This window comes from Arthrobacter sp. S2(2024) (assembly GCF_036662515.1).
Lineage (GTDB): Bacteria > Actinomycetota > Actinomycetes > Actinomycetales > Micrococcaceae > Arthrobacter.
In genome coordinates this window covers 11,565-38,416 of record NZ_JAYKZI010000007.1, presented here as the reverse complement: position 1 = coordinate 38,416, position 26,852 = coordinate 11,565, and the positions used below count along the sequence as shown (strand labels likewise).

The 26,852-nt window shown below is 64.2% G+C and carries 31 protein-coding genes and 1 riboswitch; of the genes, 16 read left to right on the top strand and 15 right to left on the bottom strand.

What is annotated here, in order from left to right:
• From VLA65_RS14735 to VLA65_RS14715, 5 genes are all read right to left on the bottom strand, one after another.
• Positions 1-324 (bottom strand): ArsR/SmtB family transcription factor, encoded by a 324-nt coding sequence (locus VLA65_RS14735; RefSeq protein WP_332602943.1) that lies wholly within the window; start codon positions 322-324, stop codon positions 1-3.
• Between the two features lie 64 nt (positions 325-388).
• Positions 389-1,189, bottom strand: coding sequence for an amino acid ABC transporter ATP-binding protein (locus VLA65_RS14730; protein ID WP_284991911.1), 801 nt, complete (start codon positions 1,187-1,189; stop codon positions 389-391).
• A complete protein-coding gene (locus tag VLA65_RS14725) occupies positions 1,186-2,142 on the bottom strand; it encodes an amino acid ABC transporter permease (protein WP_332602942.1) in 957 nt (318 codons plus the stop codon). Before VLA65_RS14725 ends, VLA65_RS14730 begins: the two co-directional genes overlap by 4 nt.
• Positions 2,139-3,083 (bottom strand): ABC transporter substrate-binding protein, encoded by a 945-nt coding sequence (locus VLA65_RS14720; protein ID WP_332602941.1) that lies wholly within the window; start codon positions 3,081-3,083, stop codon positions 2,139-2,141. The genes VLA65_RS14725 and VLA65_RS14720 overlap by 4 nt, the downstream gene beginning before the upstream one ends.
• Positions 3,070-4,104, bottom strand: coding sequence for a succinylglutamate desuccinylase/aspartoacylase domain-containing protein (locus VLA65_RS14715; protein ID WP_332602940.1), 1,035 nt, complete (start codon positions 4,102-4,104; stop codon positions 3,070-3,072). The genes VLA65_RS14720 and VLA65_RS14715 overlap by 14 nt, the downstream gene beginning before the upstream one ends.
• 112 nt (positions 4,105-4,216) lie before the next feature.
• On the opposite strand from VLA65_RS14715, the gene VLA65_RS14710 reads away from it, so the two are divergent.
• Positions 4,217-4,843 carry a GntR family transcriptional regulator gene (locus tag VLA65_RS14710; RefSeq protein WP_059389925.1) on the top strand — a complete coding sequence of 209 codons (627 nt, stop codon included), beginning with the start codon at positions 4,217-4,219 and terminating at the stop codon, positions 4,841-4,843.
• A gap of 156 nt (positions 4,844-4,999) precedes the next feature.
• On the opposite strand, the gene VLA65_RS14705 is transcribed toward VLA65_RS14710, so the two are convergent.
• Positions 5,000-5,233, bottom strand: coding sequence for a DUF3073 domain-containing protein (locus tag VLA65_RS14705; RefSeq protein WP_028265518.1), 234 nt, complete (start codon positions 5,231-5,233; stop codon positions 5,000-5,002).
• 221 nt (positions 5,234-5,454) lie between these two features.
• On the opposite strand from VLA65_RS14705, the gene VLA65_RS14700 reads away from it, so the two are divergent.
• Positions 5,455-6,171: a septum formation family protein gene (locus VLA65_RS14700; RefSeq protein ID WP_306962038.1), complete on the top strand. Its 717-nt coding sequence runs from the start codon at positions 5,455-5,457 to the stop codon at positions 6,169-6,171.
• Here the strand turns inward: VLA65_RS14700 and clpB are convergent, their stop codons facing one another.
• Complete coding sequence (clpB, locus tag VLA65_RS14695) at positions 6,172-8,841, bottom strand: ATP-dependent chaperone ClpB (RefSeq protein WP_332602939.1); 2,670 nt, start codon at positions 8,839-8,841, stop codon at positions 6,172-6,174. It lies immediately after the preceding gene.
• 227 nt (positions 8,842-9,068) lie between these two features.
• Between clpB and VLA65_RS14690 the strand changes: the two genes are divergently transcribed.
• The 9 genes from VLA65_RS14690 to VLA65_RS14650 all read left to right on the top strand — a co-directional run bounded on the left by VLA65_RS14690 (position 9,069) and on the right by VLA65_RS14650 (position 15,795).
• A complete protein-coding gene (locus VLA65_RS14690; RefSeq protein WP_306962042.1) occupies positions 9,069-9,407 on the top strand; it encodes a hypothetical protein in 339 nt (112 codons plus the stop codon).
• A 106-nt stretch (positions 9,408-9,513) separates the two neighbouring features.
• Positions 9,514-9,981, top strand: a complete 468-nt coding sequence (locus VLA65_RS14685; protein WP_332602938.1) for an SRPBCC family protein — start codon at positions 9,514-9,516, stop codon at positions 9,979-9,981.
• A gap of 16 nt (positions 9,982-9,997) precedes the next feature.
• Entirely contained in the window at positions 9,998-10,867 is an 870-nt protein-coding gene (locus VLA65_RS14680; RefSeq protein WP_332602937.1) for a DUF4031 domain-containing protein, read from the top strand.
• On the top strand, positions 10,864-11,643 hold the full coding sequence (locus VLA65_RS14675; RefSeq protein ID WP_332602936.1) for a 2-phosphosulfolactate phosphatase: 780 nt from the start codon (positions 10,864-10,866) through the stop codon (positions 11,641-11,643). Before VLA65_RS14680 ends, VLA65_RS14675 begins: the two co-directional genes overlap by 4 nt.
• Before the next feature lie 100 nt (positions 11,644-11,743).
• Complete coding sequence (locus VLA65_RS14670; protein WP_059389920.1) at positions 11,744-12,073, top strand: PadR family transcriptional regulator; 330 nt, start codon at positions 11,744-11,746, stop codon at positions 12,071-12,073.
• A gap of 2 nt (positions 12,074-12,075) precedes the next feature.
• On the top strand, positions 12,076-12,456 hold the full coding sequence (locus VLA65_RS14665; RefSeq protein WP_332602935.1) for a DUF1048 domain-containing protein: 381 nt from the start codon (positions 12,076-12,078) through the stop codon (positions 12,454-12,456).
• 44 nt (positions 12,457-12,500) lie between these two features.
• Positions 12,501-13,253 carry an ABC transporter ATP-binding protein gene (locus VLA65_RS14660; protein ID WP_332603015.1) on the top strand — a complete coding sequence of 251 codons (753 nt, stop codon included), beginning with the start codon at positions 12,501-12,503 and terminating at the stop codon, positions 13,251-13,253.
• Positions 13,250-14,011 (top strand): ABC transporter permease, encoded by a 762-nt coding sequence (locus VLA65_RS14655; RefSeq protein ID WP_332602934.1) that lies wholly within the window; start codon positions 13,250-13,252, stop codon positions 14,009-14,011. The genes VLA65_RS14660 and VLA65_RS14655 overlap by 4 nt, the downstream gene beginning before the upstream one ends.
• A gap of 41 nt (positions 14,012-14,052) precedes the next feature.
• Entirely contained in the window at positions 14,053-15,795 is a 1,743-nt protein-coding gene (locus tag VLA65_RS14650) for a sialidase family protein (protein WP_332602933.1), read from the top strand.
• Between the two features lie 9 nt (positions 15,796-15,804).
• Here VLA65_RS14650 and poxB read toward each other — a convergent pair whose 3' ends face one another.
• From poxB to VLA65_RS14615, 7 genes are all read right to left on the bottom strand, one after another.
• Complete coding sequence (gene poxB, locus VLA65_RS14645; protein ID WP_332602932.1) at positions 15,805-17,541, bottom strand: ubiquinone-dependent pyruvate dehydrogenase; 1,737 nt, start codon at positions 17,539-17,541, stop codon at positions 15,805-15,807.
• Positions 17,542-17,650: 109 nt separating this feature from the next.
• Complete coding sequence (locus tag VLA65_RS14640; protein WP_332602931.1) at positions 17,651-18,052, bottom strand: YccF domain-containing protein; 402 nt, start codon at positions 18,050-18,052, stop codon at positions 17,651-17,653.
• 64 nt (positions 18,053-18,116) lie between these two features.
• Positions 18,117-19,193 carry an ATP-dependent DNA ligase gene (locus VLA65_RS14635; protein ID WP_332602930.1) on the bottom strand — a complete coding sequence of 359 codons (1,077 nt, stop codon included), beginning with the start codon at positions 19,191-19,193 and terminating at the stop codon, positions 18,117-18,119.
• Between the two features lie 65 nt (positions 19,194-19,258).
• A complete protein-coding gene (locus VLA65_RS14630) occupies positions 19,259-19,735 on the bottom strand; it encodes a hypothetical protein (RefSeq protein WP_307055444.1) in 477 nt (158 codons plus the stop codon).
• Positions 19,736-19,873: 138 nt separating this feature from the next.
• Positions 19,874-20,335, bottom strand: a complete 462-nt coding sequence (locus tag VLA65_RS14625; protein ID WP_059389913.1) for an SRPBCC family protein — start codon at positions 20,333-20,335, stop codon at positions 19,874-19,876.
• The gene (locus VLA65_RS14620) at positions 20,332-20,682 is read right to left on the bottom strand and encodes an ArsR/SmtB family transcription factor (protein ID WP_059389912.1); all 351 of its coding nucleotides are present in this window, start codon (positions 20,680-20,682) and stop codon (positions 20,332-20,334) included. Before VLA65_RS14620 ends, VLA65_RS14625 begins: the two co-directional genes overlap by 4 nt.
• A gap of 225 nt (positions 20,683-20,907) precedes the next feature.
• Positions 20,908-21,504, bottom strand: coding sequence for a phosphoribosylanthranilate isomerase (locus VLA65_RS14615; RefSeq protein ID WP_332602929.1), 597 nt, complete (start codon positions 21,502-21,504; stop codon positions 20,908-20,910).
• Positions 21,505-21,637: 133 nt separating this feature from the next.
• On the opposite strand from VLA65_RS14615, the gene VLA65_RS14610 reads away from it, so the two are divergent.
• The 5 genes from VLA65_RS14610 (at position 21,638) to VLA65_RS14590 (ending at position 24,898) form a co-directional block, all read left to right on the top strand.
• Complete coding sequence (locus VLA65_RS14610) at positions 21,638-22,288, top strand: HutD/Ves family protein (protein WP_332602928.1); 651 nt, start codon at positions 21,638-21,640, stop codon at positions 22,286-22,288.
• Positions 22,289-22,364: 76 nt separating this feature from the next.
• A riboswitch (guanidine-III (ykkC-III) riboswitch) is annotated at positions 22,365-22,430 on the top strand.
• A gap of 9 nt (positions 22,431-22,439) precedes the next feature.
• Positions 22,440-22,754 carry a DMT family transporter gene (locus tag VLA65_RS14605; protein ID WP_059389910.1) on the top strand — a complete coding sequence of 105 codons (315 nt, stop codon included), beginning with the start codon at positions 22,440-22,442 and terminating at the stop codon, positions 22,752-22,754.
• Positions 22,755-22,756: 2 nt separating this feature from the next.
• A complete protein-coding gene (locus VLA65_RS14600) occupies positions 22,757-23,122 on the top strand; it encodes a DMT family transporter (RefSeq protein WP_059389909.1) in 366 nt (121 codons plus the stop codon).
• Between the two features lie 69 nt (positions 23,123-23,191).
• Positions 23,192-24,211: an aldo/keto reductase gene (locus VLA65_RS14595; RefSeq protein WP_332602927.1), complete on the top strand. Its 1,020-nt coding sequence runs from the start codon at positions 23,192-23,194 to the stop codon at positions 24,209-24,211.
• A gap of 36 nt (positions 24,212-24,247) precedes the next feature.
• On the top strand, positions 24,248-24,898 hold the full coding sequence (locus tag VLA65_RS14590) for an MBL fold metallo-hydrolase (RefSeq protein ID WP_332602926.1): 651 nt from the start codon (positions 24,248-24,250) through the stop codon (positions 24,896-24,898).
• 37 nt (positions 24,899-24,935) lie between these two features.
• Here VLA65_RS14590 and VLA65_RS14585 read toward each other — a convergent pair whose 3' ends face one another.
• Positions 24,936-26,669: a DEAD/DEAH box helicase gene (locus VLA65_RS14585; RefSeq protein ID WP_284991890.1), complete on the bottom strand. Its 1,734-nt coding sequence runs from the start codon at positions 26,667-26,669 to the stop codon at positions 24,936-24,938.
• Positions 26,670-26,852 lie beyond the last annotated feature (183 nt).

Here is a 26,852-nt window from a genome sequence, read left to right as displayed (position 1 = left end):
TCATTCCTCTGTTGTTTGAAGGCGGTCGGTGGTGAAGTTTTGTGCGTCAGCGAGGAGCATGTCCAGCTCAGCGGTCCAGAACTGCTCAAAAAGCATCCGGAGTTCTCTCATGCCGTCGTTATCCAAGCGGTAGTAGCGGTTGCGTCCCTCTTTGCGGGCCGCAACGAGGCCTACCTGCTCCAGCAACAACAAGTGCTGCGAGACGGCGGATCTGCTCACCGTGAATTCGCCAGCCAGCTCCGTCACGGTGCGCTCGCCCGCCGCAAGCAGGTGCAACAGGCGCCGCCTGTTCGGCTCCGCGGCAACTTCCAGTCGGTCGAGCATGATTAATACGTTAGCCGTCACTAACGCATTCTGTCAATCGCTTCCGAGAGCGCACTATCAACAACTACAAGACCGCGGACAAAAACGCCCTGGTCCGTTCATGCTGCGGGTTGCCAATGACGGCTTCGGCGGGACCTTCCTCAATGATCCGGCCGCCATGCATGAACACCACTCGATCCGCCACGTCGCGGGCAAAGCCCATCTCGTGCGTCACAACAATCATGGTCATCCCCGTCCGGGCCAGGTCCTTCATCACCCTGAGGACCTCGCCCACCAACTCCGGATCCAGCGCCGACGTCGGCTCGTCAAACAGCATCAGCTTCGGCTGCATGCACAGGGCCCGGGCGATCGCCACCCGCTGCTGCTGCCCGCCCGAGAGGTGCCGCGGATAGGCCCCCGCCTTCTCCGACAGGCCCACCTTCTCCAGCAAATCCAACGCCCGACGGCGGACATCCGCCTTGCGGTGCTTGAGCACCCTGATCGGGGCTTCCATCAGGTTCTCCAGCACGGTCATGTGCGGGAAGAGGTTGAAGTGCTGGAAGACCATCCCGATATCGGTCCGGTCGGCGCAGATTTCGTTGTGGGACTGTTCATGGAGCTTGTCCCCCTTGATCCGGTAGCCCACGGCCCTGTCCCCCACCCACAGCAGGCCACCGTCGATCTTCTCCAGGTGGTTCACGCACCGCAGGAAGGTGCTTTTCCCGGAGCCCGAGGCGCCGATCAGGCAGACCACTTCGCCGCTCTGGACGTGGAGATCGATTCCCTTGAGGACCTCATTGTCGCCGAAACTCTTGCGCACGCCTTCCGCGCGTACCAGCGGAAGCGCCTCCGGCGCCTTGCGGCTTTCCTTCGTCTCGATAGTCATGACTGGCTTTCCTTTCCTGATCCTTGTTTTCGTGAGCCTTGCGCGGAATGTACCCTGAAGAATTTCCGCAACCGCTCGGCGGCGGTCGGCGGGACGGAACGGGACGTTCCCCGGGCGAAGTGCCGTTCCAGGTAGCCTTGGCCCACCGTGAACACCGTGGTGACGATGATGTACCAGATACTGGCGACCAGGAGCAGCGGGACAACCTGCAGGTTCTTCGAGTAGATGATCTGGGCGGAGTACAGGAGCTCGGGGACCGCCAGGACACTGACCAGCGAGGTCATCTTGAGCATGCCGATGAACTCATTGCCCGTAGGCGGGATGATGACGCGCATGGCCTGCGGCAGGATCACCCTGATGAGGGTCTGGATGCGGGACATGCCGAGGGCACCCGCAGCTTCGCCTTGACCTTGATCGATGGACTGGATTCCTGCCCGGACGATCTCCGACATGTAGGCAGCCTCGTTGAGGCCCAGGCCAAGGATCGCCGCGGCGAGGGGTGTGATGATCTGGTTGGCGTCGAGGCTGACGCCGGGGATACCAAAGGTGATCTCCGGATACAGCGCCGACAAGTTGAACCAGAACAACAGCTGGACCAGGACGGGGGTGCCTCGGAAGATCGTCACATAGGCGCTTGCCGAGGCCTTGACCACGGGGTTTGCCGAAAGCTGCATGACCGCAAGCACTACGCCAAGCCCCACCCCGACAGCCATACAGACAACCGTCAGGAACAGGGTGATGCCGATCCCGTTGACTATGGCAACGTCACGGAAATACAGGGCCACCTTGACCCAGCCGAAACGGGGATTGCTCACCGCGGAAACAAGCAACAGGATCACGACGGCGCCTACCGCAGTGCCAGCCACCCATCGCCAGGGGTGCCTGGCCGAGACCACGGTGAACTGTCCGCGGTCCGTTGTTCCCATCTTCGGGACGGTGATCACGGTGCTCATTTCGCACCACTCGCGTCCACGGCATCAGCGCTGATGGTCACCGAGTCCGGGATTCCGTACTTCGCATTGATCGCCTTGTACGTGTCGCCAGCGATCAGCGCCCTGACCGCCGCGACGATCGCCTTGGTCAGGGGCGAGCCTTTGGGCATGGCGATACCTACCGGCGTCGGTTCGAAGTCCTGGTTGCCGGCGAGCTCGAAGGCACCGCCGGAAAGCTTGCTTGCGTAACCCATGCCAACAAGGCCTGAGAGGACGCTGTCCACGCGGCCGGAGATGAGTGCCAGGTTGGCTTCGTTCTGGGAGGGAAACAACTGGATGTCGATCGGCGCTTTGCCGGCGACGACGCACTGCTTCGAAAACGCCGGAAGGGTCTCGATCCCTTGCGTGGTCCCCTTTTCGCCACCCACCTTCGTGCCGCACAGCTTCATCGCGTCGAGGGCCAGCTTCTTGGGGTTGCCGGCCTTGACGGCAAGGCCGGAGCCGCTGCTTTGGTAGGAGGCGAAATCGGCATTCATCTTACGCTCGGCCGTGACATTGAAACCCGAGATGCCGACGTCGTACTTGTTGGAGCTCACGCCCGGGAGGATGGTGTCGAAGGTCGCGGGAACCATCTTGACTTCAAGCCCCAGCGTCTCGCCGACTGCTTTCGCAAAGTCCGCGTCCCAGCCGACAACCGTCTTGCTGTCAGCCGCGTAGAACTCATAAGGCGCGAAGGTGGGGTCGGTGCCGACCACCAATGTCCCCTTGGCCTTGACGTCCGGGGGCAAGAGATTCGCGGCGGACTTGTTGAAGGGCGCCGCCGGAATCGCAGCGTCCTTGCCGGGAATCGAACTGGCGGCGGCTTCCTTGCCGGCGTCGAGTGACGCAGTGGTGCAGCCGCTGAGCCCGACGGCGGCGGCCAGCAGCAGGGCGGCTGTGGAGATGTATCTAGGACGGTTCATGATTGCCTTTCGCATAGCTTGTTCCATGGTCAACGGCGATGTTGACCACGGTGGTGCCGATATTGACGAGGGCGGGATGCCGAATGATTGCGACCACCCCGTCCATGGGTGAAAAGAAGTCTTTTGGAGGACGCTCGAGTTCTTCCACTGAGTGAACGCGGGCCACGAGCTCTCCGGCCGCGACTTTCTGGCCAAGTCCGACCACCGGCTCGAGGATGCCTGCCATGGTGGAATGGACTGCGGACTGGGCCGTGAGTTCGACCCACTGGATCGGGTCTCCGATACCTGAGAGGCCGGTGTCCTTGAGCACGCCCCAGTGCCCAAGCAGCGAGCGAAGTCCCGTCCGGGCCCTTGCGAGGATCGGCAGGGATACGGTTCCCCTCCCACCGAGTTCGGTCGAGATCATCGGCACGCCGGCCTGATCGGCCGCGCTGCTGATGGAGCCGGCCTTCAGCATGGGCTTCACCACGACGGAATAAGGGGCTTTGAATGCAGCGACCGCCGCCACCTTCGCGGCCCATAGCTCCGGCGTCGGTCCTTGGTAGACGAACGCGGACGGCACATACTCCGACGCGATCCCCCCGGAGTGGATGTCCATCACAAAGTCGGCCATGGGGATGAGTTCCTGGGCCACGATCGAGGCGATCTGCAGTGCCGGTCCACCGTCGGCGCGGCCCGGGAGGGCACGGTTCAGATTGACCCGGTCCACGCTGGAAACACGTCTTCCTTCGCGGACAGCAGGGATGTTGAGGGCGGGCAGGATGATCAATCTCCCGGTCACCTCATCAGGGTTCAAGGTGCGGATGAGTTCCTGGAGAAGGATCTGTCCTTCATATTCGTCGCCATGCGTACCGGCGATCAGGAGGACCGTGGGGCCGTCCCCACCACTCAGGACCGCGATCGGCGAAGGGATGACAGCGGCGTCATTCTCATTGTCCGAATGTTCGATCTCCAGGTAACCCAGCTGCTTGCCGACGGCGGCAAAATCGATGCCGGGTATGCGTGGAATGCGCAGGCTCATAGGGCAACTTTCTTCAGGGTTGGTAGAATTGGATTCACTGTATACAGTGAATCCTGTGATGTAAAGCACGTAGGATTGAACGAGTTTTGATACGAAAAAGGGGATGAGGCGAATGGCCACGCAAGCTGCCAAGGGGATGAGGCCGCTGAGCGAGCACGTCTACGACAGGATCAGCAATGAGATCGTCAACGGAGTGGTCGAGCCTGGCGCTCCCCTGGTCCAGGAACAGCTGGCCGAAGAATACGGCGTGTCCCGGACGCCGGTCCGCGACGCCCTGAACCGCTTGGTCCACGAAGGACTCGCCACTTTGGTCCCGGGCTCGGGGTATTTCGCGACGACGCTGACCCGATCAGCCGTCGAGGAAGTCTACGAAGTACGCAAGGCCCTCGAGATCATGGCCATCAGGCAGTGTGGGGCAAAATACACCAACCTTCAGCTTGCGAGGCTGGAGCTGCTTATCGCCGAGGGTGCGGCAAGCGCCGACCCGGAGGAACTGTTCACCGCCACGCGGGCGTTCCATTTGGGCTTGGCGGCGCCTGCGCCCAACGGATTCTTGCTGAAAACCCTCGAATCCGTCTGGGACAACCCGGTTCAACGGCTCATCAGCCGCTCGTACCCCTTGGACGACGCCAAGCTTGAGCGCGTGGCGGACGCCCACCGGAAGATCCTGGCCGCAGCGCGCGCCAACGACCTCGAAACACTGATCCCCCTGCTGGATCTGTGCCACGAGAAGGACTGACCGGCTAGAGGGCACGAAAAAGGCCCGTAGCGCACGCCAATCATGGCGCGCCCTACGGGCTCTATCGTTTTGGGAGGCATCCGGGGATGCCAAACGACCTCGTGTACGACGGCGGTACGCAACTCGATGCCGAAAGGCACCTGATTGTTGCTACAGCTATCCGATACGGCGGGTGTCTACCTCGTCGTCATCGTCTTCCAAGTCCTGTGCGTACTTGTCCTCGTAAGCCGAGTAGTCCGGCTCCGGCGGATCATCCGCGAATCGGCTCGTCGCACGACTTGATGGCCCAGTCAGCTCGCGCTGAAGGGCCGAATAGTCAGTGTTCGGGGAGTAGTACTTGATGTCCCGAGCCTGCTTGGTAGCTTTTGCCTTTTGACGGCCGCGCCCCATGGCGTGACCCCCTTTTGTACTTGGACCGGAGGTGGTCACCTTGGCGATCGGTGAGGCCCCGGAATGTTTGGTCAATTTGTCGTATGTCTAGATTACATGCTTTCTGGAGCAACTGCTTGCCACTTGCTTCGCGAAAGCGCCGTCACAGTTCCACCTGGCAGTATCTCCATTCATTGGCATGAAAAACTTGGGTAGAGTCGCCCTAATATGGGGCGGCAGGCATGAAAGGCGCGAACTCAGACATGGGCCAGGACAACATGATCCAGGGCAACAACGGTACGGGCGACAATGAGTCGCCGGTAGACCCTGGTTCCGGGACCTGGTATTCCGGGACTTCGGGCACGTACCCCGACGCCGGCATGCCTGGCGAAACCGGGCCCGAGGGCCCTGCTCCCTCCGAGAAAGGCTCGTCCCTGCGGACTGCTTTGGACGCCATAACGCGGTATCGGCTCATCATTGGCGGCATCGTGCTGGCCGTGCTGATCCTCATCGGCGTAGTGATCTGGGTCCTCGTCGGGGCACTGGCCAACCGCCCGGCGGCCGCGCCCATCCCCGCGCCGGCCACGTCCACCAGCCGCGGCCCCCTCCCGGCGGATGTGGAGGCAAAGGACTACCAGCTGGGAGATTGCTTCGCCGATTTCGACTCCAACGCCATCAAGTCCAAGGTGGTGGACTGCACCACCGACCATTCGGCCCAGCTGGGCGCCATCTTCCGGTACAAGGCTGACGACACCTTCCCCGGCGCCACTGCCTTGCGTGACAAAGGCCGCGAAATCTGCCGTGATCTGGTGCTCAACGAGGCATCCACGAAGTACGCGCTCCTGCAGCAGAACGTGTACCCGAGTGCCACGAGCTGGGACAACGGCGACCGCCGCGTGGACTGCTTCATCGTGGTGAACTCGGGAAACACGCTCAAGGAATCCGTGCTGCAGAAGTAGCTATTCCTTCCGCCTCACCGTCAGGCCGCTACCCGCCGGAGCACCGCCGTCGGGACCCGTCAAAGCCTCGAGACCCTCGATGGTGAGTTCGTCGACGTCGGCCGCGGTGTCCACCAGTACCGTGTCGCCGTCCGCGATCTGTCCGGCAAGGATTTCCTTGGCCAGGCGGTCACCGATCTCGCGTTGAACCAGCCTTCGCAGCGGACGGGCGCCGTAGGCGGGATCGTAACCGGACATCGCGAGCCAGGCACGGGCGCCGTCACTGACCTCAAGGGTGAGCCGGCGGTCGTGCAGCCGCTTGGTCAGCTCGTCCACGTGCAATTCGACGATCCTGGCGAGCTCGTCGACGCTGAGCGGATCGAACAGCACAATCTCGTCGAGCCGGTTGAGGAATTCCGGCTTGAAGGAGGCGTTGACCACGGCCATGACCGCATTCCGCTTCGCCGTGGAGTCCAGCGTTGGATCTACTAGGAACTGGCTACCCGAGTTGGAGGTCAACACCAGGATGGTGTTCCGGAAGTCCACGGTGCGGCCCTGCCCGTCGGTGAGGCGGCCGTCGTCGAGCACTTGAAGGAGGATGTCGAACACTTCCGGGTGGGCCTTCTCCACCTCGTCGAGCAAGATCACGGAGTACGGGCGACGGCGGACCGCTTCGGTGAGCTGGCCGCCTTCCTCGTAGCCCACGTATCCGGGAGGGGCACCGACCAGCCGGGCCACGGAGTGTTTCTCGCCGTACTCGGACATGTCGATCCGCACCATGGCGCGTTCGTCGTCGAACAGGAAGTCGGCGAGTGCCTTGGCGAGCTCGGTTTTACCGACGCCGGTGGGGCCCAGGAACAGGAACGAACCCGTGGGGCGGTTGGGGTCGCTGATGCCCGCGCGGGCGCGGCGGACGGCGTCGGAGACGGCGGCCACGGCCTTGGACTGACCGATCAGCCGCTTTCCGATCTCCTCTTCCATGTGCAGCAGCTTCTGGGATTCCCCCTGGAGCATGCGGCCGGCGGGGATGCCCGTCCAGGCCGAAATAACCTCCGCGATATCGTCCGCCGTGACTTCGTCCGCGACCATCAGGGCGGCCTTCGCTTCACCGCGCGCTTCCCGGGCGGATTCTTCCTCGGCTGCTGCGCTGAGCTCGCGCTCCAACGCGGGCAGTTCGCCGTAGAGAATGCGCGAGGCAGCTTCAAGGTCGCCCTCGCGCTGGAACTTTTCGGCGGCGGACCGCAATTCGTCGATCTTTGCCTTGAGGTCGCCCACGCGGTTGAGCCCGGCCTTCTCGGCTTCCCAGCGGGCGTTCAGCGCACCCAAGGCTTCCTTCTTGTCCGCTTTGTCCGCGCGGAGCGCGGCGAGGCGTTCGATGGAGGCCGCATCCGTCTCGCGCTCGAGTGCCAATTCCTCCATGGTGAGACGGTCCACGGCACGGCGGAGCTGGTCGATTTCCTCGGGAGCCGAGTCGATTTCCATGCGTAGCCGGGACGCCGCCTCATCCACGAGGTCGATGGCCTTGTCCGGCAATTGACGGCCCGAGATGTAGCGGTTGGAGAGCGTGGCGGCGGCTACCAGGGCGGAGTCCGCGATGGCTACCTTGTGGTGGGCCTCGTAGCGTTCCTTGAGGCCGCGGAGGATGCCGATGGTGTCCTCCACGCTTGGCTCGCCCACGTAGACCTGCTGGAAGCGGCGTTCCAAGGCAGGGTCCTTCTCGACGTTCTCGCGGTACTCGTCCAGGGTGGTGGCGCCGATGAGCCGCAGCTCGCCGCGGGCCAGCATGGGCTTGAGCATGTTCCCTGCGTCCATGGCGCTTTCACCGGTGGCACCGGCGCCCACCACAGTGTGGATTTCGTCGATGAATGTAACGATCTGCCCGTTGGAGTTCTTGATCTCCTCCAGCACGGCCTTGAGCCGTTCCTCGAATTCGCCGCGGTACTTCGCGCCGGCCACCATGGATGCGAGGTCCAGCGCGATGAGGGTCTTGCCCCGCAGGCTTTCCGGGACGTCACCTGCCACCATGCGCTGGGCGAGGCCTTCGACGACGGCGGTCTTGCCGACGCCGGGTTCGCCGATCAGCACGGGGTTGTTCTTGGTGCGGCGGCTCAGGACCTGGACCACTCGGCGAATTTCGCTGTCCCGCCCGATCACGGGATCCAGCTTGCCGGAGCGCGCGATGGCGGTGAGGTCCGTGCCGTATTTCTCAAGCGCCTGGAAGGTGTTTTCCGGGTCTTGCGAAGTGACTTTCCGGTCACCGCGGACACCCGGCAAGGCGGCGAGGAGCGCTTCGTGGGAGGCGCCGGCGTCGCGCAATAGCTTCCCCACGGCTTCGCTACCGGCAGAGAGCCCCAAGAGGAGGTGCTCAGTGGACACGAAGGAATCGCCGAGTTTCTCGGCCTCGTTCTGGGCGGCCTGGATGGCCTGCATCGAAGGGCGGGAAAGCTGCGCTTGCTGCACTGAACTGCCCGACGACGACGGCAGGGCCTTGATGGCCGAACTCGCCTGGACGCTCACGGCATCCGGGTCCGCTCCAGTGGCGCGCAAAAGCGCCACCGCGACGCCCTCGCGTTGATCCATGAGGGCTTTGAGCAAGTGGGCTGGCTCCAGCTGCGGATTTCCGGCGGTGGAGGCGTTCATGGCCGCCGCGGAAAGAGCCTCCTGGCTCTTGGTGGTGAATTTGACGTCCATGGAAGAGCTCCTCTCGGGAAAGATGACTATTTCTCAAAGTTGAGTCTACTATGCTCAACTTTGGCGAAGCGTCCCTCCTGCTCCATGTTTGCCGACGGCGAAACTGCTGTCCATAGCCTTCCCCGCTTACGGTGAAAAGTCCCTCGCTGTTTGCGTTCCCTGGCCCTAGGATCAGGCGTGACCGGGTGGAACACCCCCCGGGGCGCGCATGAGAAAAAGGACACGCAATGAAGAAGTTCGTAGTTCTCTACAATGCACCACAATCGGCGGAATCGATGATGGCTGACAGCTCCCCTGAGGCAGCAGCCGAAGGCATGAAGCTGTGGATGGACTGGGCCGCGAAGGCTGGCGCTGGGCTTGCCGATCTTGGCACACCCCTCGGTGGCGGCAAAGTGGTTGGGAACTCTGGAGTATCCGATGCAGAGACCGGCGTGGGCGGTTACAGCGTCCTCCAAGCCGAAGACATGGACGGAGCGCTAAAGCTCCTCGAAGGCCACCCGCATTTCCTCATGGCCCCCGAAGCCTCGATCACCGTCTACGAAGCGCTCGACGTCCCGGGCATGTAAGGCAGCACCCGCCGTCGAAATCGTGGGTCCGGGCCGCGCGCCGCGTGCCGGAACGCAGCACTCGGCCCGCGCCCACGATCCCGGCAAAGCGCCGTACGATATGCACATGGCACCCTTCACAGTCACTCGCAATGCGCTGATCCCCGCCGCACCCGCCGACGTCTTCCCCTTCGTCAACAACTTCCACGAGTGGACCAAGTGGTCTCCGTGGGAAGCCGTGGACCCCAAGCTGAACCGGAGCTATTCCGGCAACGAATCCGGCGTCGGAGCAAAGTATGCCTGGAGCGGCAACAACAAGGCCGGCACCGGAACCATGGAAATCGTCGGCTCGGAGGAGCCCGGCAGGATCGACATCCGCCTCGAGTTCACCAAGCCGATGAAGGCAGTCAATCCCACAGGGTTCACGTTCGTGCCCGAAGGGGACGGCACCCGCGTCACCTGGACCATGACCGGTGAGAACAAAGGCCTCGGCAAAATCTTCGCTTTGTTCATGAACATGGAGAAGATGGTGGGCGGCGACTTCGAAAAGGGTTTAACCGCTCTCTCTGCGGTAGCCACCCGGAAAAACTCCTAGTTCTCTGGCGCGGGCCATGGCCGTCTACGTTGATCCGCCGCTGTGGCCCGCGCACGGGACCGTGTTTTCCCACCTCGTCTCGGACACCTCGCTCGAGGAGTTGCACGCCTTCGCCGGGGCCGCGGGAATTCCCGGGCGTGCCTTCGATGGCGACCACTACGACGTCCCGGAACGCCGCTACCAGGACCTCCTGTCCGCAGGCGCCATCCCCGTGGAGGCGCGCATTCTTGTGCGGAAACTGATCGCGAGCGGTTTGCGGATCCCCGCCCGCCAACGCAGCAAGGCGCTCACCGTACCCTTGCTGGAGCGCTGGAATTCGGCTCTTCCAGGACATGAGGAGCTGGGTTTTGAGCTCCTCGAACGCTGGGGCGAGGACCATCGGAAATACCACAGCCGCACGCATTTGCTGGCGGTCCTGGAAGCCTTGGATCTCCTCACCGAACCCGGGCCGCCCGCGCGCTCAGTGACGTTGGCCGCCTGGTTCCATGACGCCGTCTACGAGGGAATCGCAGGGCAGGACGAAGAGCAATCGGCCCGGCTGGCCGAAGACCGCCTGGCTCTTGCGGGACTCCCGGAACCGACGATCCACGAAGTTGCCCGGCTGGTCAGGCTGACCTCCACCCACAGCCCCGAACCGGGAGACCGACTCGGCGCCCTCTTGTGCGACGCCGATCTCTCCATCCTCGGCGCGGAACCAACGGCTTACGCCCGCTACCTTGCTGCTGTCCGCGAGGACTACGCCCACGTCAGCGATGCCGACTTCGCTGCCGGCCGGGCCGCCGTCGTCCGCCATCTGCTCGCCTTGGATCCACTCTTCCACAGCGAACGCGCGCGGAGCCTGTGGCTGGATGCCGCCCGCCGCAACCTGGAGGCCGAACTGTCATGAGCGCGCCAGGGACGGTGCACCGGCAGCTTCCGTTCACCGTGAGGTTTGAATGGGGGCTCGACGGCGCCCGTGCGGTTGCGTCCGGAGCGGACCTCGCCGTCGTGGTTGACGTCCTCACCTTCACCACATGCGTCAGCGTCGCCGTCGACCGCGGTGCCATCGTGTTCCCCTACGCGTGGAAGGACGCCGGGGCCGAGGACTTCGCCGCCCACCAGGACGCCCAGCTGGCTGGTCCGCGGGGTGGAGGCGGATTGAGCCTCTCGCCGTCGAGCCTGCGGGACGCGCGGTCGTTGAGCCGCGTCGTGCTGCCATCGCCCAACGGCTCTTCGATCGCTTATGAGCTCGCCCAGGAAGTCCCGCTCATCGCGGCCGTGTCTCTGCGGAACGCAGCCGCCACCGCCGAGTGGGTGGCCGCCGAACTCCCTCCGGATTTAGTGGTGACGGTGATCGCGGCCGGTGAACTGTGGCCAGGCGGCTCCCTCCGGCCCGCCCTGGAAGATCAGATCGGGGCCGGCGCCTTCATTGCCGGACTCACTGCCGCCGGGCGGGGCGGCTTCACGCCGGAAGACGGCAGGGAAGGTTTCTCGCCGGAGGCTGATGCGGCGATGGCTGTTTTCAACGCCGTCGAGCCGCGGCTACATCACGCGTTGCGGGATTGCTCCAGCGGCCGGGAGTTGATCGGTACAGGGCACGCGGACGACGTCGAGATTGCCGCCGAACTTGACGCCGGGACCGCCGTGGCCCTCTTGAGGGACGGCGCGTTCCAGCAGCCCTGAGTGCACTTCGGTGCGGTTTCCGAAGGGGCTTGCGCTTCCACTACTTAGCGGTACTATGTACCAGTAGCTAGTAACACTGAGTAGTGAAAGGAGGTGTCCGATGGGCAGGCAAATGACGGAGATGCTCAAAGGGACCCTCGAGGGCATCGTTCTCGCCCTCCTGACCGGGAATCCCGCGTACGGGTACGAAATCACGACGCTGCTCCGAGGCCAGGGCTTCACCGAGATCGCCGAGGGCACCGTGTATGCGCTGCTCGTCAGGATCGAGCAAAAAGGCCTTGTCGACGTCGAGAAACGGCCGTCCGAGAAGGGCCCGCCGCGCAAGGTCTATTCGCTCAACGAGCAGGGCGAAAAGGAACTGGACGAATTCTGGAATACGTGGAGTTTCCTGTCCGAGCGACTGGAACAGCTCCGAAAGGGAGGAAAGTGAACATGGCCGCAGGGTGGATCGAGCAGCTTACGGGATCGCTCGAACAGAAGAAGCAATACCGGCAAAACAAGGCACGCGTGGAGCAGCTTCCCGCGGACTATCGCGCGGCGGCGACCGCGCTGGAACGGTACCTGATGTACTTCGGTGCCATCACCAAGGGCGATGTGCTGCTGCGGATGCTCGGGGACCTCACCGATCTCTTCGAACAGAGCGCCGCGGACGGGACGCCGATCCGCGACGTCGTTGGTGACGACCCCGTGGAGTTCGCCGAAACGTTCATGCGCAACTACACGGTCGGTCAGTGGATCAACAAGGAGCGCGAACGCCTGGTCAAGGCGATCGACGCCGCTGCCGGAGACGATGGGAAGGAGCGGGAATCGTGAACAATGCATCCACCACCCGCGAACCCGCGATCCGCGTGCAGGGCATGGAAAAGTCCTACAAAGAGCTGCACGTGCTGCGCGGCGTGGACTTCGACGTGGCACCGGGCACCATCTTCGCCCTTCTCGGCTCCAACGGAGCAGGAAAGACCACGATGGTGAAAATCCTGTCGACGCTGCTCGGTCCGGACGCCGGCACGGCGACCGTCAACGGATTCGACGTCGTGGCCCACCCGCTGCAGGTCCGGGAATCCATCAGCCTCACCGGACAATTCGCAGCGGTCGATGAAATCCTCTCGGGCAGGGAAAACCTGGTGCTGGTTGCCAAGTTGCGGCACCTGAAGGACCCCGGGCAAGCGGCGGACGATCTCCTGGCGCGCTTCAACTTGTCCGAGGCAGCGTCCCGAAAGGTGTCCGCGTATTCCGGAGGCATGCGCCGTCGCCTTGACATCGCCATGAGCCTGATCGGGCAGCCCGAGGTGATCTTCCTCGATGAGCCGACCACCGGACTCGACCCCGAAGCACGCATCGAGGTGTGGCAGGTAATCCAGGAGCTCGCGAAACGGGGCACCACCGTCCTGCTCACCACGCAATATCTCGACGAGGCAGAACAACTCGCGGACAGCATCGCCATCCTCCATCAAGGGCGCATCATCGCGAACGGGACTCTCGCCGAGCTCAAGCAACTACTTCCACCGGCGAAGGTCGAGTACGTCGAAAAACAGCCCAGCCTGGAGGACATCTTCCTCGCACTGGTGGGGAACGAGGGCAAGGTCACGTCAAGTAAGGACCAGTCATGAGCACACATTTCTTCGGAGACACGGCCGTCTTGCTGGGCCGCTCCATGCGTCACATCTTCCGCAGCGCGGACACCATCATCACCACCGCGATCACGCCGATTGCCCTCATGCTGCTTTTCGCCTACGTGTTCGGCGGCGCCATCAGGACAGGCACGGAGAACTACGTCAATTACCTGCTGCCGGGAATCATGCTGATCGCGATCGCCTCGGGCATCGCGTACACCGCTGTTCGCTTGTTCACCGACATGAAGAGCGGCATTTTCGAGCGGTTCCACTCCATGCCGATCGCACGATCATCGGTCCTGTGGGCACATGTGCTGACCTCCATGGTGGCGAACGGGCTCTCGCTCGTGATCATCATGCTGGTGGCCCTCCTGATGGGATTCCGCACCTCCGCAAGCCTGCTGGCATGGCTCGCGATCGTTGGAATCCTGGCGCTGTTCACCCTGGCACTCACCTGGCTCGCGATCATTGCAGGCCTGACAGCGAAGTCAGTGGACGGTGCCGGCGGGTTCTCCTACCCGCTCATCTTCCTGCCGTTCATCAGTTCGGCCTTCGTCCCGACGGCCACCATGCCGGGTCCCGTGCGCGCCTTCGCCGAGAACCAACCGGTCACTTCGATCGTCAACACGATCCAGGATCTGTTTGAACAACGGCCGATCGGAAACGACATATGGGTCGCCCTCGCATGGTGCCTCGGCATCCTGATTATCGCGTACTTCTTCGCCACGGCCGCCTACCGGCGCAGGATCAGCTAAGGGTCGTTCTAGCCGAAGGCGTCGTCTCGTATCATGGAGGTGTGACCTCCTACCTCCAGCGCCGTGGTGCCGCACTCCCCCAAGCCCGTCCCGACGTCGAGCACGTCCTGGCGGTGCGCGGCACGGGAGGCTACCGGCAGTACCGCATACCGGCGCTGGCCGTCTCGACGGCGGGGACAGTGCTCGCCGCCTATGACGGCCGGCCGAACTTGGACGACCTGCCCAATCCGATCGATCTCCTGCTGCGGCGCAGCACGGACAATGGCCGCAGCTGGGAGGAACAGCGCGTGGTCCGCAGCGGCTCGGGGCTCAATGGCTACGGCGATCCGAGCCTCTTGATGGACGCAGTGACCGGGCGGATCTTCATGTTCCATGCCGCGGGGACGCAGGCCGGTTTCTTCGAAGCGGTAGGCGGCCTGGAACCGGATGACGACGTGCAGCACTGCGATGTCAGCTTTTCCGACGACGACGGCGTCACCTGGCAGCATCGGCGGCTCACCGGACAGCTCAAGCGGGGCAGTGTTCCGGGCGCTCGTGCCGGCGACCGCGGCATCACGGGGATTTTCGCCGCAGCCGGTCAGGGAATCCAGATGCACGCCGGTCCGTTCGCCGGGCGACTGGTCCAGCAGTTCGTGGTGCTCGTCGACGGCGAAATCATGGCGGCTTCCGCATACAGCGACGACCACGGCGAGAACTGGACGCTCGGATCGCTCATCGGAAAGGGTCCGGATGGGGTCGGCCCCAACGAAAACAAAGTGGCATGCCTCGACGACGGCCGCCTCCTCCTGCACTCGCGCGCCACGCCCCGGCGGCTGGCGGCAATCTCCCATGACGGCGGCGAGACGTGGAGCCGGCTGGAACCGGTCGGGGACCTCCCCGACCCGAGCGACAACGGCTCGCTTGTCCGCTTCGACGGCCTGCCGAATGTGGCAACCCTGGCCACCCCAGCCACGAGCAGCTGGCTGCTCGCGAGCAACAACCAGGACACTTCCCTGCGCCGCAATACGGTCCTCAGCCTGTCCACGGACAACGGGGCCAGCTGGCCCGCCAAGCTGGTCCTCTGCGAGGGAAGCTCGGCTTACTCGACGGCGGCGCGGCTTCCGGACGGCAACATCGGCGTCTTGTACGAGCGGCAGGGATACCGCGAGATCGTCTTCGTTTCCGTGCCGGTGGAGCAGCTGACGGAGCAGCTTTCGGGCCCGGCGGGTGCGGCGGGTGCGGCGGGTGCGCCTAGTGCGGCGGGTGCGCCGGGAACCCAGCCCGACCACCTCGAGTTTCACATGGAACTGCGCTCCATCACTCCCGGCCGGCCCCCTGTGTGGCAGAACGCCGGTGAATTCCATGTCCTCCCCTGTGACAACGATCGTGACTGGGACGTTCAGACGTGGAAGGAAATCGGCCAAGGATACTCAGCGGAGCAGGCGCAGATCCTCGGAACCCGCGAAGCCCAGGACCTCAACTACGGGCCCATCATTCCGGGCTACAAAGCCGGGGACATCCTCGCGTTCACTGGACGCGCCCGCAACCTCGGCACCCTGGCGGCGTCCGGCGTCGTACTCCTGGGACCGCACGCGAACCCGGCGGACTTCCCGCCCTCCGATCTGGCACCGGGCGCGGAAGCACTGTATTTCACGCCGGTTTACACGGTCACCGAGGAGGATCTGGCGGGGGACTCGCTTGAGCTGACTTTTGCGGTGGCGCACGACGGCGGCGCGCGGGTGATCGAGCGCAGCTTCAGTTTCGATCTGCGCACCGGAGCCGTGACGGCTGGCCCCGCCCGGTAACGATTCCGGCTAGAAAATCTGGCGGATATTGGTCTTCGCGAGGTCGATGAGCTGGTCGCCGCGGCCGGAGAGTACCGTCCGGATCGCGTAGAGCGTGAAGCCCTTGACCTGCTCGGCACTGATCGCCGGCGGAATGGACAGTTCCTGCCGGGCCGTGCGGACGTCGATGAGGGCCGGACCGTCGTGCGCGAAGGCTTCAGCCAACCCCGCCTTCAACCCGGAGGAGTTGTCCACCCGGATTCCGCGGATGCCCAGCGATTCTGCCAGTTTGGCGAAGTCCGGATTCTCGAGCTCAGTGCCGAAATTGACGAATCCGGCGGCCTTCATTTCGAGCTCCACGAAGTTCAGCGAGGAGTTGTTGAAAACCACCACTTTGACCGGGAGCTTGTTCTGCACCAAGGTGATCAGCTCGCCGAGAAGCATGGTCAGGCCGCCGTCCCCCGCGAGGGCCACCACCTGGCGCCCGGGATACGCGGCCGCCGCACCGATTCCGTGCGACAGTGCATTGGCCATGGTTCCGTGGTTGAACGAGCCGAGCAGCCGGCGTCGGCCATTCATGCTCAGGTACCGGGCCGCCCACACGGTGGGGGACCCGACGTCGCACGTGAAAACCGTATCCGGGCCGGCCAACTCATCCACGAGCCTGCCCACGAACTGCGGGTGGATCGGCTGGCCGTCCTTCGCCGGCGAAGCCAGGTCATCGAGTTTGGCGCGCGACTTGGCGTAATGCTTGAGCGAGGTACTCAGGTGTGTGCGCTTTACCTTGCGCTCGATCAAGGGCAGAAGCGAGGCTGCAGTGTCCCTGACCGTGCCCACCAGGCCAAGATCGATCCGGGACCGCCGGCCGAGTTGCTCGCCCCTGATATCCACCTGGATGATCTTTGCGTTCTCCGGGTAGAACTGTTGGTACGGAAAATCGGTGCCCAGCATGAGCAAGGCTTCGCAGCTCTCCATCGCGCGATAGCCGGAACTGAAGCCCAAAAGGCCGGTCATGCCGACGTCGAACGGGTTGTCGTATTCGATGTGCTCCTTGCCGCGCATGGCGTGGACGATTGGCGCGCCCAGTGCGTCCGCCAGGGCCATGACCTCGGCGTGCGCACCCGCGCTGCCGGCACCGGCCAGGATGGTGACTTTGCCGGCCGCGTTGAGGATGTTCGCTGCCTCGGCGAGCTCCCGGGGGTTGGGCCGGATCTGCGGCCGGGCGGCCCGGATCACGGAGGTCCGGTCACTCTGCGCCTCCGCGAGGGCCACGTCACCGGGAATCACGACGACGGCGACGCCCCGCTTCTCGACGGCCGTCCGCATGGCGATTTCCAAGACCCTGGGCATCTGGGAAGGATGCGCGACGTGCTCGACATAAACGCTGCACTCCCGGAACAACTCCTGGGGATGCGTCTCCTGGAAGTACTGGCTGCCGATCTCTTCGCTGGGAATGTGGGCGGCGATGGCCAGCACCGGAACCCTGGACTTGTTGGCATCGTAGAGGCCGTTGATCAGGTGAAGGTTGCCCGGGCCGCAGGATCCGGCGCACACCGCGAGTTCATCCGTGAGGCCCGCCTCGGCGGCGGCCGCTAGCGCCGCGGCTTCCTCGTGCCGGACGTGCACCCAACGGATGCTCTCCTCTTCCCGCAGCGCGTCCGTGAAACCGTTCAGCGAATCCCCGGGGATCCCGTAGACGCGTTGGACATTGTTGGCTTTGAGGGTGGAGACGATGTTCTTGGCAACAGTGTTCCTGGCGGCGGACATGGACTGTTCCTTTCGAGGGGAGGCAGTGCAGACACCGCCTACGCTACTCCGGAACACTCCATGGCGCCCCGCTGCCCGACGCCGGGGTCGGGTGGCCGGCGTCGCCGTGCTAGCGGTAGGCGCTGACGAACGGTCGGTTGCTCGGCACGATCTGCTTGCCCAGCGGCATGAGCGATACCGGAATGAGCTTCAGGTTGGCTATGGCCAGCGGGATCCCAACGATGGTGATGGCCATGGCGAAGGCCGTGACCACGTGCCCGATCGCGATCCAAATGCCCGCGACCAGCAACCAGATGACATTGCCTAGGAGCGTAAAGACGCCCCCGCTCCCGGGCTTGTCCACCACCATGCGGCCAAACGGCCACAGCGTGTACGAGGCAATCCGGAACGACGCGATGCCCCACGGGATGGTGACGATCAACAAGCAGCAGACGATTCCGGCCATGAAATATCCCAAGGCCAGGACGAAGCCGCCGAAGACAAGCCAGATGATGTTGAGCAGCGTTTTCATATCTCCCATTGTCCCTTGCGGGCGATGGCCTGGGCCTAGGGGTTCGCCCTGAAATCTCCCTGATTTATGGTTTCCCGGTGTCCAGGACCGCTGACAAATCGAACTTCACGGGTTCCTCAAGCTGCTCATAGGTGCACGACTCCGGATCCCTGTCCGGCCGCCACCGCACGAACTGCGTTGTGTGCCTGAACCGTTCCCCTTCCATATGGTCGTAAGCCACTTCCACCACGAGTTCTGGCCGCAGGGGCGTGAACGACAGGTCCTTCCCTGCGCTCCAGCGGCTCCCTTCGGCGTTGCGGGGTGTCCGGCTGCCTTCCTCCTGCTCGGCCCATGCCCAGGGATGCCCCTCGAACCCGGTCACGAGGGGTTGGAGTTCGTCGAACAGTTCCTTGCGCCGCTGCATCGAGAAGGATCCCACCACGCCCACGTTGGAAAGCCGGCCGCCGTCGTCATAAAGCCCCAACAATAGCGAACCAATAAGATCGTCACCCGTCTTATGAACCCGGTAGCCGGCCACGACGCAGTCGGCGGTCCGCTGGTGTTTGACCTTGAACATCACGCGCTTGTCCGGTTGGTAGGTACCATCCAGCGGCTTGGCGAGCAGGCCGTCCAGGCCTGCGCCCTCGAACTGGTTGAACCACTGCTCCGCAGTTCCCTTGTCCCGGGTTGCCGCAGTGAGGTGGATGGGAGCGGCGGCGTCTGCGAGCGCTTGTTCAAGCGCTGCCCGCCGTTCGGCGAAGGGCCGTCCCCTGAAGTCCTCATCGCCAAGGGCGAGCAGGTCGAAGGCCACGAATTTCGCCGGCGTCTGCTCGGACAACAGCTTGACCCTGCTGGCTGCCGGATGGATGCGTTGCTGGAGGGCTTCAAAGTCCAAGCGGTCACCGGACCTGCCGACCAGGATGATCTCGCCGTCGAGGACGCAGCGTTCCGGCAGGTTTGCCTTCAACGCCTCGATGAGCTCCGGGAAGTACCGGTTCATCGGCTTCTCGTTGCGACTACCGATTTCGACATCGTCACCGTCACGAAAAACGATGGAGCGGAAACCATCCCATTTGGGTTCGTAGCTCATGGCGCCATCCGGGACGGCACCAACCGCCTTGGCAAGCATGGGTGCGACAGGAGGCATGACTGGCAGCTGCATGAAGCCATTCTTGCCGCGGCAACGGGACTGCGCTAGCTGTTTATTCGCTTAAGTGGATAAAACCGCTACTTGCAGTTGGCGCTCAGCCAAGTGGTAACGGGAGCCATCGCCTTTTCGAACTTGCCGCTTGAGTAGACGGTCTGGTCTTTCAACCCGGCAATCGCAGTGTCCTTGAGGTTGGTGAAATCAGCCTTGAGCGCGTCCGGGACACGATCCGCCGTTGCGGCGAGCTCGGCCTTATATTGCTCCAGCTCGGCGGTCTTGCCTTGCGCCGCCGACATTGGCAACAACGACGCTCCCGTAGCTTCTTTGGAGATGGTGGAGCACATTTCGGCCGCCGACGCGAAGCCCCCGAATGGCCCCGATGATGGAGTCGGGCTTGCACTTGCGGATGCCGGGTCGCCCGTGGAAGAGGACGACGGCGTGCCCGCCGCTGCGGATCCCCCTCCTGGTGTGGAGCATCCGGACAGCGCCAGTGCGGCGAAGAGGGCGACTGTCAGGTATCGGATAGGGCCGTTAAGAAGTTTGGAAGAAATTTTCAAAGGTCGCATTCTGCTTGATCGTCGGTCTCCGGAACCGTTCGGTCTCCAGAGCAATGGCATTCTGTCCCCGCCGTGGAGTGTAGCCCGGATGGGCACCGACCTTCCAAGTTGACTTCGGCCCCCTTTTGGACCGCTTCCCTATTCCCGCACCAGCAACGTGTCCAGTTTGGTGAACGAGGTGCCCCATCCCTCGCGGGTCATGTCCACCCATTCGTCGGAGTCAAAGGGGCCCTGGGTGAGATGAAGCCGGGTGCGGCCGCCATCCAGTACCTCGAACTCAAGGCGCATTTCCAGCAAGAGTGTGATTCCGGCGTCGGGCTCTGCTTTCTGGGTGGCGACCAGCAGGGCGGGCGGGTCGTATGCGGTGATGACCGCGTCGATGGGTGATTCCTTGGCGACCCCGTTCTCGTCCCAGGTCATGACGAGCTGCCAGGCTCCGCCCACACGAGGGTCGACGACGATCCGCTCGCGCGGCGAATCCACTCCGACAGGCCCGAACCATGCGGCGAGCTGCTCGGGGTCCACAAAGGCGTCGAAGACGAGCTCGCGTGGCGCATCGAAATCGCGGGTCATGGTAAGGATGTGCTGTTCGGTGTTCATGGTTTGACTCCTGGATCCTCTGAATCGTGCTGAATCTTGCGTAGGTGGGCGTCGAGGCGGGTGAAACTGGCGTCCCAGAAGCGCCTGTATTTGTCCATCCACTCGGTGGCTTCGCGCAGTGGTTCCACTTCAAGCTTGGAAGACCTCCACTGCGCACTCCGGCTCCGGCTGATCAGCCCTGCTTTTTCCAGGACTTTGAGATGCCGGGAGACGGCGGGAAGGCTGATGTCGAACGGTTCGGCAAGCTCGTTCACGGTGGCGTCACCCTCCGAAAGCCGGGCCAAAATGGCCCTTCGTGTGGGGTCGGCAAGTGCCGAGAAGATGAGACTGAGCCGGTCTGTGGACATTTCTTGCGCCTTTATATTTAACACCTCGGTTAATTAGCCGATGTGTTAAATATGCGACGACGGACGGCGGCTGTCAAGGGCTTCTTGCGGCGCTCGCTCACTTTTGGGGGCAAAACCGCAGACGCCCGCTCACATCATCTGAGCGAGCGTTTGGCGAAAGGGCGTTAAAGGTGAGCGCGCGTTGGGGGGAAAGGCGTTAAAGGTGAGCGAGCGTTGGGGGGGACGTCAGGCTTTGGCGGCTTGGACGAAGGCGCGCACGAGGTCGAGGTCCTTGACTCCGCGGGAGGACTCCACGCCGCTGGACACGTCGACGCCCCAGGCCTCGGCTTCGAGCGCCGCGGCTCCGACGTTGGACGGGGTCAATCCTCCGGCCAACAACCAGTGGCGCGCACCAAGGCCCAGGTTCCGGACCGAGGCATAGTCCCACGCCTCCCCCGAACCCGGCACGGCGGCGTCGATCAGGAGAAGGTCCTCGCCCCACTCTTCGAACTCGTGCGGGGCGGCACCCATGGTGACGGCCCGGATAAGCCGCATGCCGGCGTCGTGCACGGTCTTAACGTCTTCCGGCGCGCGGCTTCCGTGGAGCTGGACCCACTCGAGGCCGGCTTCGAGCGCGGTTGCGACGGCATCGGCGGCTGTCTCGTGGCGGAAGACCCCGACGGCGGCGACACCTTCCGGTACATGGACCAGCAAGTCTCGGGCACGGTCAGGCGATACTTCGCGCGGACTCTTCGTTAGCACGAAACCCACGGCGTCCGCGCCGGACTCGACGGCGGCCTGCACGGATTCGGGCGTGCTCAAACCACACACTTTGACGAACATGCCGCGCCTCCAACCGTTTCCCTCCCTATGACGTTAGCAAGCGCCTCGGGGATTGTTGAACCGCGCCAAGATTGCACCGATGTTACGCGAGCGTTCAGCCGGCCAACCGCGGGCCCGGGCTAGGCTGGAGCGCATGGAGATCATCCGCTTTGCCGAGCTCAAACCCGAACCGTGGCGCAACGGAGGCGGGGTGACCCGCGAACTCGCCAGCCATCCGAAAGCGGCATCGGCGCAGGACGGAGCATGGGACTGGCGGGTCAGCATCGCCGACGTCGGATCGGCCGGCGATTTCTCGACGTTCCCCGGCATGGAGCGCGTCATCACCGTGATCGACGGCGAATTGCTGCTGCTCACGGTGGACGGCGAAGAGCACCCCTTGGAAAAGTACCGGCCTTTCCGGTTTTCCGGCGAGGCGGCTTCGGCCAGCGCACTCCCGACCGGCGACATCCGGGACCTCAATGTGATCGCCAGGGCCGGCGAATTCAAGGGCTACACGTCCATCATCGAGCTCTCCAAGAAGCGCGCACACCCGGTGTTCCAAGGTCAGTTGGCAGTCCTCTTGGAGGGCAAGGCTTCTGTTAGTCCCGGCGCGGAGCCCGCGGAATCGGCTGTGTCCGCGGACGGCCCGGAGGGTGGAACCGCCGTCGCACCCGCTGAGTCCGAGTCCGTGGAACTGGCGCGCTACGACGCGGTAGTAGGTTCCGATACCCGCAGCCCGGAAATCCTGGGCCGTGGCTTCCTCGCCGTCATCTCCATCGACCGCGTGGAGCATGCGCACTCCTAGTCCCAGCGGCGACATGTCCCTTGGTGAGGCTCGCCACCAAAGCTGGCCACCCGGCGTCGGGATTTGCTAGCCTCGAAGGAAGGCCCGCAGAGGGACCTCCGGACGACGGTTCAGTACCCGGCACGCGACAAGACTGGCCAAAGGATCTGTCATGTCGTGGTTAATCCTCATTCTGTCCGGCGCCCTAGAGGCCGTCTGGGCCGCAGCTCTCCACCGCTCCAAGGGCTTCCGCAAGCCGCTGCCCTCAGCCGTCTTCCTCGTCACCGTGGTTGCGAGTACCGCGGGCCTGGCCTTCGCGATGCAATCCATCCCCACCGGAACCGCGTATGCGGTGTGGGTGGGAGTCGGCGTCGTCCTCACGGCGGCATACGCGATGATCACCAAAGTTGAGCGCCCGACGGCGGCCCGGCTGCTCCTGCTCGCCGGAATCGGTGTGTGCGTAGTCGGCTTGAAAGTGGTGGCGTAGCCATGACCGCCAAGTTCGCATGGGCCATTCTGCTGGCCTCCGCCGTGCTCGAAGCTGTATGGGCGACGGCTCTCGGGCTGTCCGACGGCTTCAGCGAAGCCCTCCCCACCGTGGTCTTCGCCGTCACGGCAAGCCTCAGCATGATCGGACTCGGCATCGCGGTGAAGCGGATTCCCTTGGGCACGGCGTACGCCGTCTGGGTCGGGATCGGGGCAGCACTGACCGTTGGCTGGGCGATGGCCACCGGCGTCGAACCGGCCAGCCCGCTCAAGCTGCTGTTCATTGCAGGAATCGTGGGTTGCGCGGCCGGGTTGAAGGCCCTTCCCACGGAGAAGCGTGAAGAAGTGAGCGAGCCCGCCCAACGATAAGCGCGGAATACTCCCCCGCGCCACGGGGTTGCCAGCAGTGAGACGAACACTCGGCGAAGGAGAAGCACCATGAGCCCGGAAACCACGATCGTACAACTCGGTGACGGCCTGACCGTGAGCCCCCTCGGTTTCGGCGGGATGGCATTGACCCCCGTGTACGGCGAGGTGGATCCCGCCGAATCCCTCAAGACGCTGCATCACGCCGTGGATGCCGGCATCAGCTTCATTGACACCGCCGATATTTACGGCGCGGGCGACAACGAAGAACTGATCGCGAAGCTGCTGAGCGACCGACGCGACGAGGTTCAGTTGGCCACCAAGTTCGGCATCGTGGGCAACCCGCGCGAGGGCTACACCGATGTCCGGGGAGATACCGCGTACGTGGCCCAGGCGGCGGAAGCGAGCCTCCGCCGCCTGGGCACCGACGTCATCGACCTCTACTACATGCACCGCCGCGACCTCCGCGTTCCGATTGTGGAAACCGTGGAGGCCATGGCAGAGCTTGTCCGGGCTGGCAAAGTCCGGCACCTTGGCCTGTCGGAAGTGACAGCCGAGGAGCTGAGGGAAGCCAACGCCGTCCACCCGATCGCAGCCGTGCAGAGCGAGTGGTCGATCTGGAGCCGGGACGTTGAGCGCAACGTCGTCCCGACCGCGGCAGAGCTGGGTGTGGGCTTCGTACCCTATTCGCCGCTTGGCCGGGGATTCCTCACCGGCACCGTCAGTGCCGAGCAACTCGGCGAGAACGATTTCCGGCACCGCATCCCCCGTTTTGCCGACGGAGCACTCGACGCCAACCAGGCAGTTGTTGCCGCAGTGCGGGCCGTGGCCGCCGAGCTGTCCGAGAGCACCGGCCGGGAGGCGACTCCCGCCCAGGTGGCTCTGGCCTGGCTTTACGCCCAGGGCCGCCGCCTCCAGCTCAGCGTGGTCCCCATCCCCGGAACGCGCAAAGCGCACCGGATCGATGAGAACCTGGGTGCCTTGTCGCTCGAGTTGAGTGCCGCCCAACTGGACGTGCTCGACGGCGCCGCGGACGCCGTCGTCGGCTCACGGTCCGCGGATCCCACCTGGGTTTCGCAGGGCCGCGAGTAGTCGGTGAGCCGCAGGCGGCTTCCGTAGAGTGGACGAATGGACTCACTCATTCATTCACTGCGTGACATCACCATCCGGCGAATCTCGGTCAGCGAGATGAACAACAACGTGTACCTGCTCACCGCCAAGGCAAGCGGCGCGCAGCTCCTGATCGACGCCGCGGACGACCTTCCGGCCATCCAAGCAATGCTTGCGGAGTCGATCGCCGACGCCGCGTTGCCGCCGAAACTGGCCCTCATCGCCACGACACACCAGCATTGGGACCACGTCCGCGCGCTTCCCGGGTTGGTGGAAGCCACGGGCGCGAAGACTTCAGCCGGAGTGGACGACGCCGACGCGCTGCCCGTGCCCGTGGATGTGCCGCTCCGGCATGGCGATGTGGGGAACTTCGACGGTTTCGACATCACCGCTGTTCACTTGCGCGGCCACACCCCGGGTTCGATCGCCTACGTGTACCTGGACCCCGAAGGGCCAGCGCACATTTTCAGCGGCGACTCGTTGTTCCCCGGAGGAGTTGGCAACACGCAGAACGATGCCGCCCGCTTCACGTCGCTGTTGAACGATGTGAGCGAACGGCTGTTCGAGGCCTACCCGGACGACACCGTGGTGCATCCGGGCCATGGAGATCCGACCACGCTCGGTGCAGAGCGTCCACACCTTGCGGAATGGCGCGAGCGCGGGTGGTAGTCCCTACGGGGACGGGAGCCCCTAGACCCCGCGCGGCTTAGCGGCCGCGGCGCTCGTTCGACGCCGGAGCCGACGCACGGCGCGGACCGCTGCGGGCCGGACGACCGGCCCCTGAATTGCCCGAGCCCGAGCCGTAGGAGCCACCGGAGTTGCCACCCGTGTTCGAGGACCAGACAGCCTTGTTGCCACCGGTGCGCGTTGAGGTTGCGGATTCCGTGCGCGGAGCCGATGCCGAGCGGTTGCCTGCGGCTGCACGCTGGCCGGTTGCCGGGCGTCCGCTGCGACCACCCTGCGCACCTTGGCCACGAGCAGCAGGAACGTCGTTGCGGTGAGCGGAAGCTGCGTTGCCGCGTCCACGCGTGCTGCGGGCGACGTCGTCGTTCGCTGCTGCGCGACGCTCAGCGCGGTTGATGTCGGTGCGCACGGGCTCGGCCGCAACCTTGCCACGGCCACCGCGACCACCACGGCCACCCGCAGTGGGTGCAGCCTGGGTGGTGCGGCGGTTGCGCTTGCGCTGGGCGTTGGCACCGGTGGATGTGCCGCCGCCCGGCTGCTGGGTCTTCGCTGCGAGCAGTGCCGCACGGGTGCGGGGATCAACCTTGTCGGCGACCTGGCCCACGAGCTCGGCAATCAGGGGAGAGTTGGCCGTGACACGTTCGAACGAGACGTCGACGCCGGCAGCCTTCATGAGCTTCTTGACGTCGGACTGTTGCTCGGGGAGCGTCAGCGTCACCACGGTGCCGTCGGAACCTGCGCGGGCCGTACGGCCTGAGCGGTGCAGGTAAGCCTTGTGCTCTGTGGGCGGGTCGACGTGGATGACGAGTTCGACGTCGTCGACGTGCACGCCGCGGGCCGCGACGTCGGTGGCCACCAGGACCCGGACCTCACCGCTGGAGAACTCGGCGAGGTTGCGGTCACGGGCATTCTGCGACAGGTTGCCGTGAAGGTCGACGGCGGGGATGCCGCAATCGGTCAGGGTCTTGGCAAGCTTGCGGGCGTGGTGCTTGGTGCGCATGAAGAGGACGCGGCGGCCGGCGCCGGAGGCCAGCTCCACGATCAGCTGCTTCTTGACGGTCTGGTCGTTGACCACCAGGACGTGGTGCTCCATGGTGGTGACGGCGGCCTGGGGGTCGTCCACGGAGTGGGTCAGCGGGTTGGACAGGTAACGGTTGACCAGTTTGTCAACACCGTTGTCCAACGTCGCAGAGAAGAGCAGGCGCTGGCCCTGGGTGGGGGTCATGTCCATGAGCTTCTTGACCACCGGGAGGAAGCCGAGGTCTGCCATGTGGTCGGCCTCGTCCAGGACCGTGATCTCGACGGCTTCGAGGGTCAGGATGCGCTGGCGGATGAGGTCCTCGAGGCGGCCCGGGCAAGCGATGACGATGTCGACGCCGGCGCGCAGCGCCTTTTCCTGGCGTGCCTGCGAGATGCCGCCGTAGATGACCGTGGTGTTCAGGCCCATGGCCTTGGCCATCGGTTCGATGGTGGCGTTGATCTGGGTGGCCAGCTCACGGGTCGGCGCGAGGACCAGTCCCATGGGGCGGCCGGGCTTGCGGAAGTGCTTGGCTTCGCGCTCGGCGAGACGTGCCACAAGCGGGATAGCGAAAGCGATGGTCTTGCCGGAGCCCGTGCGGCCACGGCCCAGGACGTCGCGGCCTGCGAGCGTATCCGGGAGGGTCTTGACCTGGATGGGGAAAGCTTCTTCAATGCCATCCGCAGCGAGGGACTCGGCGATGGCCTTGGGCGTGCCAAGGGCAGCAAAAGTAGTCATGTGTTTCAAAGGTCTTTCTGGCGGTGTCCAACGGACATCGTCCCCCGACGCCGGTTGGGCCAAGGGTTCGCCGAGGAAAAAGTCAGTGATCGACCGGTAGGCAATAAGCCGTGGCCGGGACCAGAGAAAACGCGTTCATCGACGCAGGATGTGCCTCTCACATGAAAAAAGCCCACTTCCCAA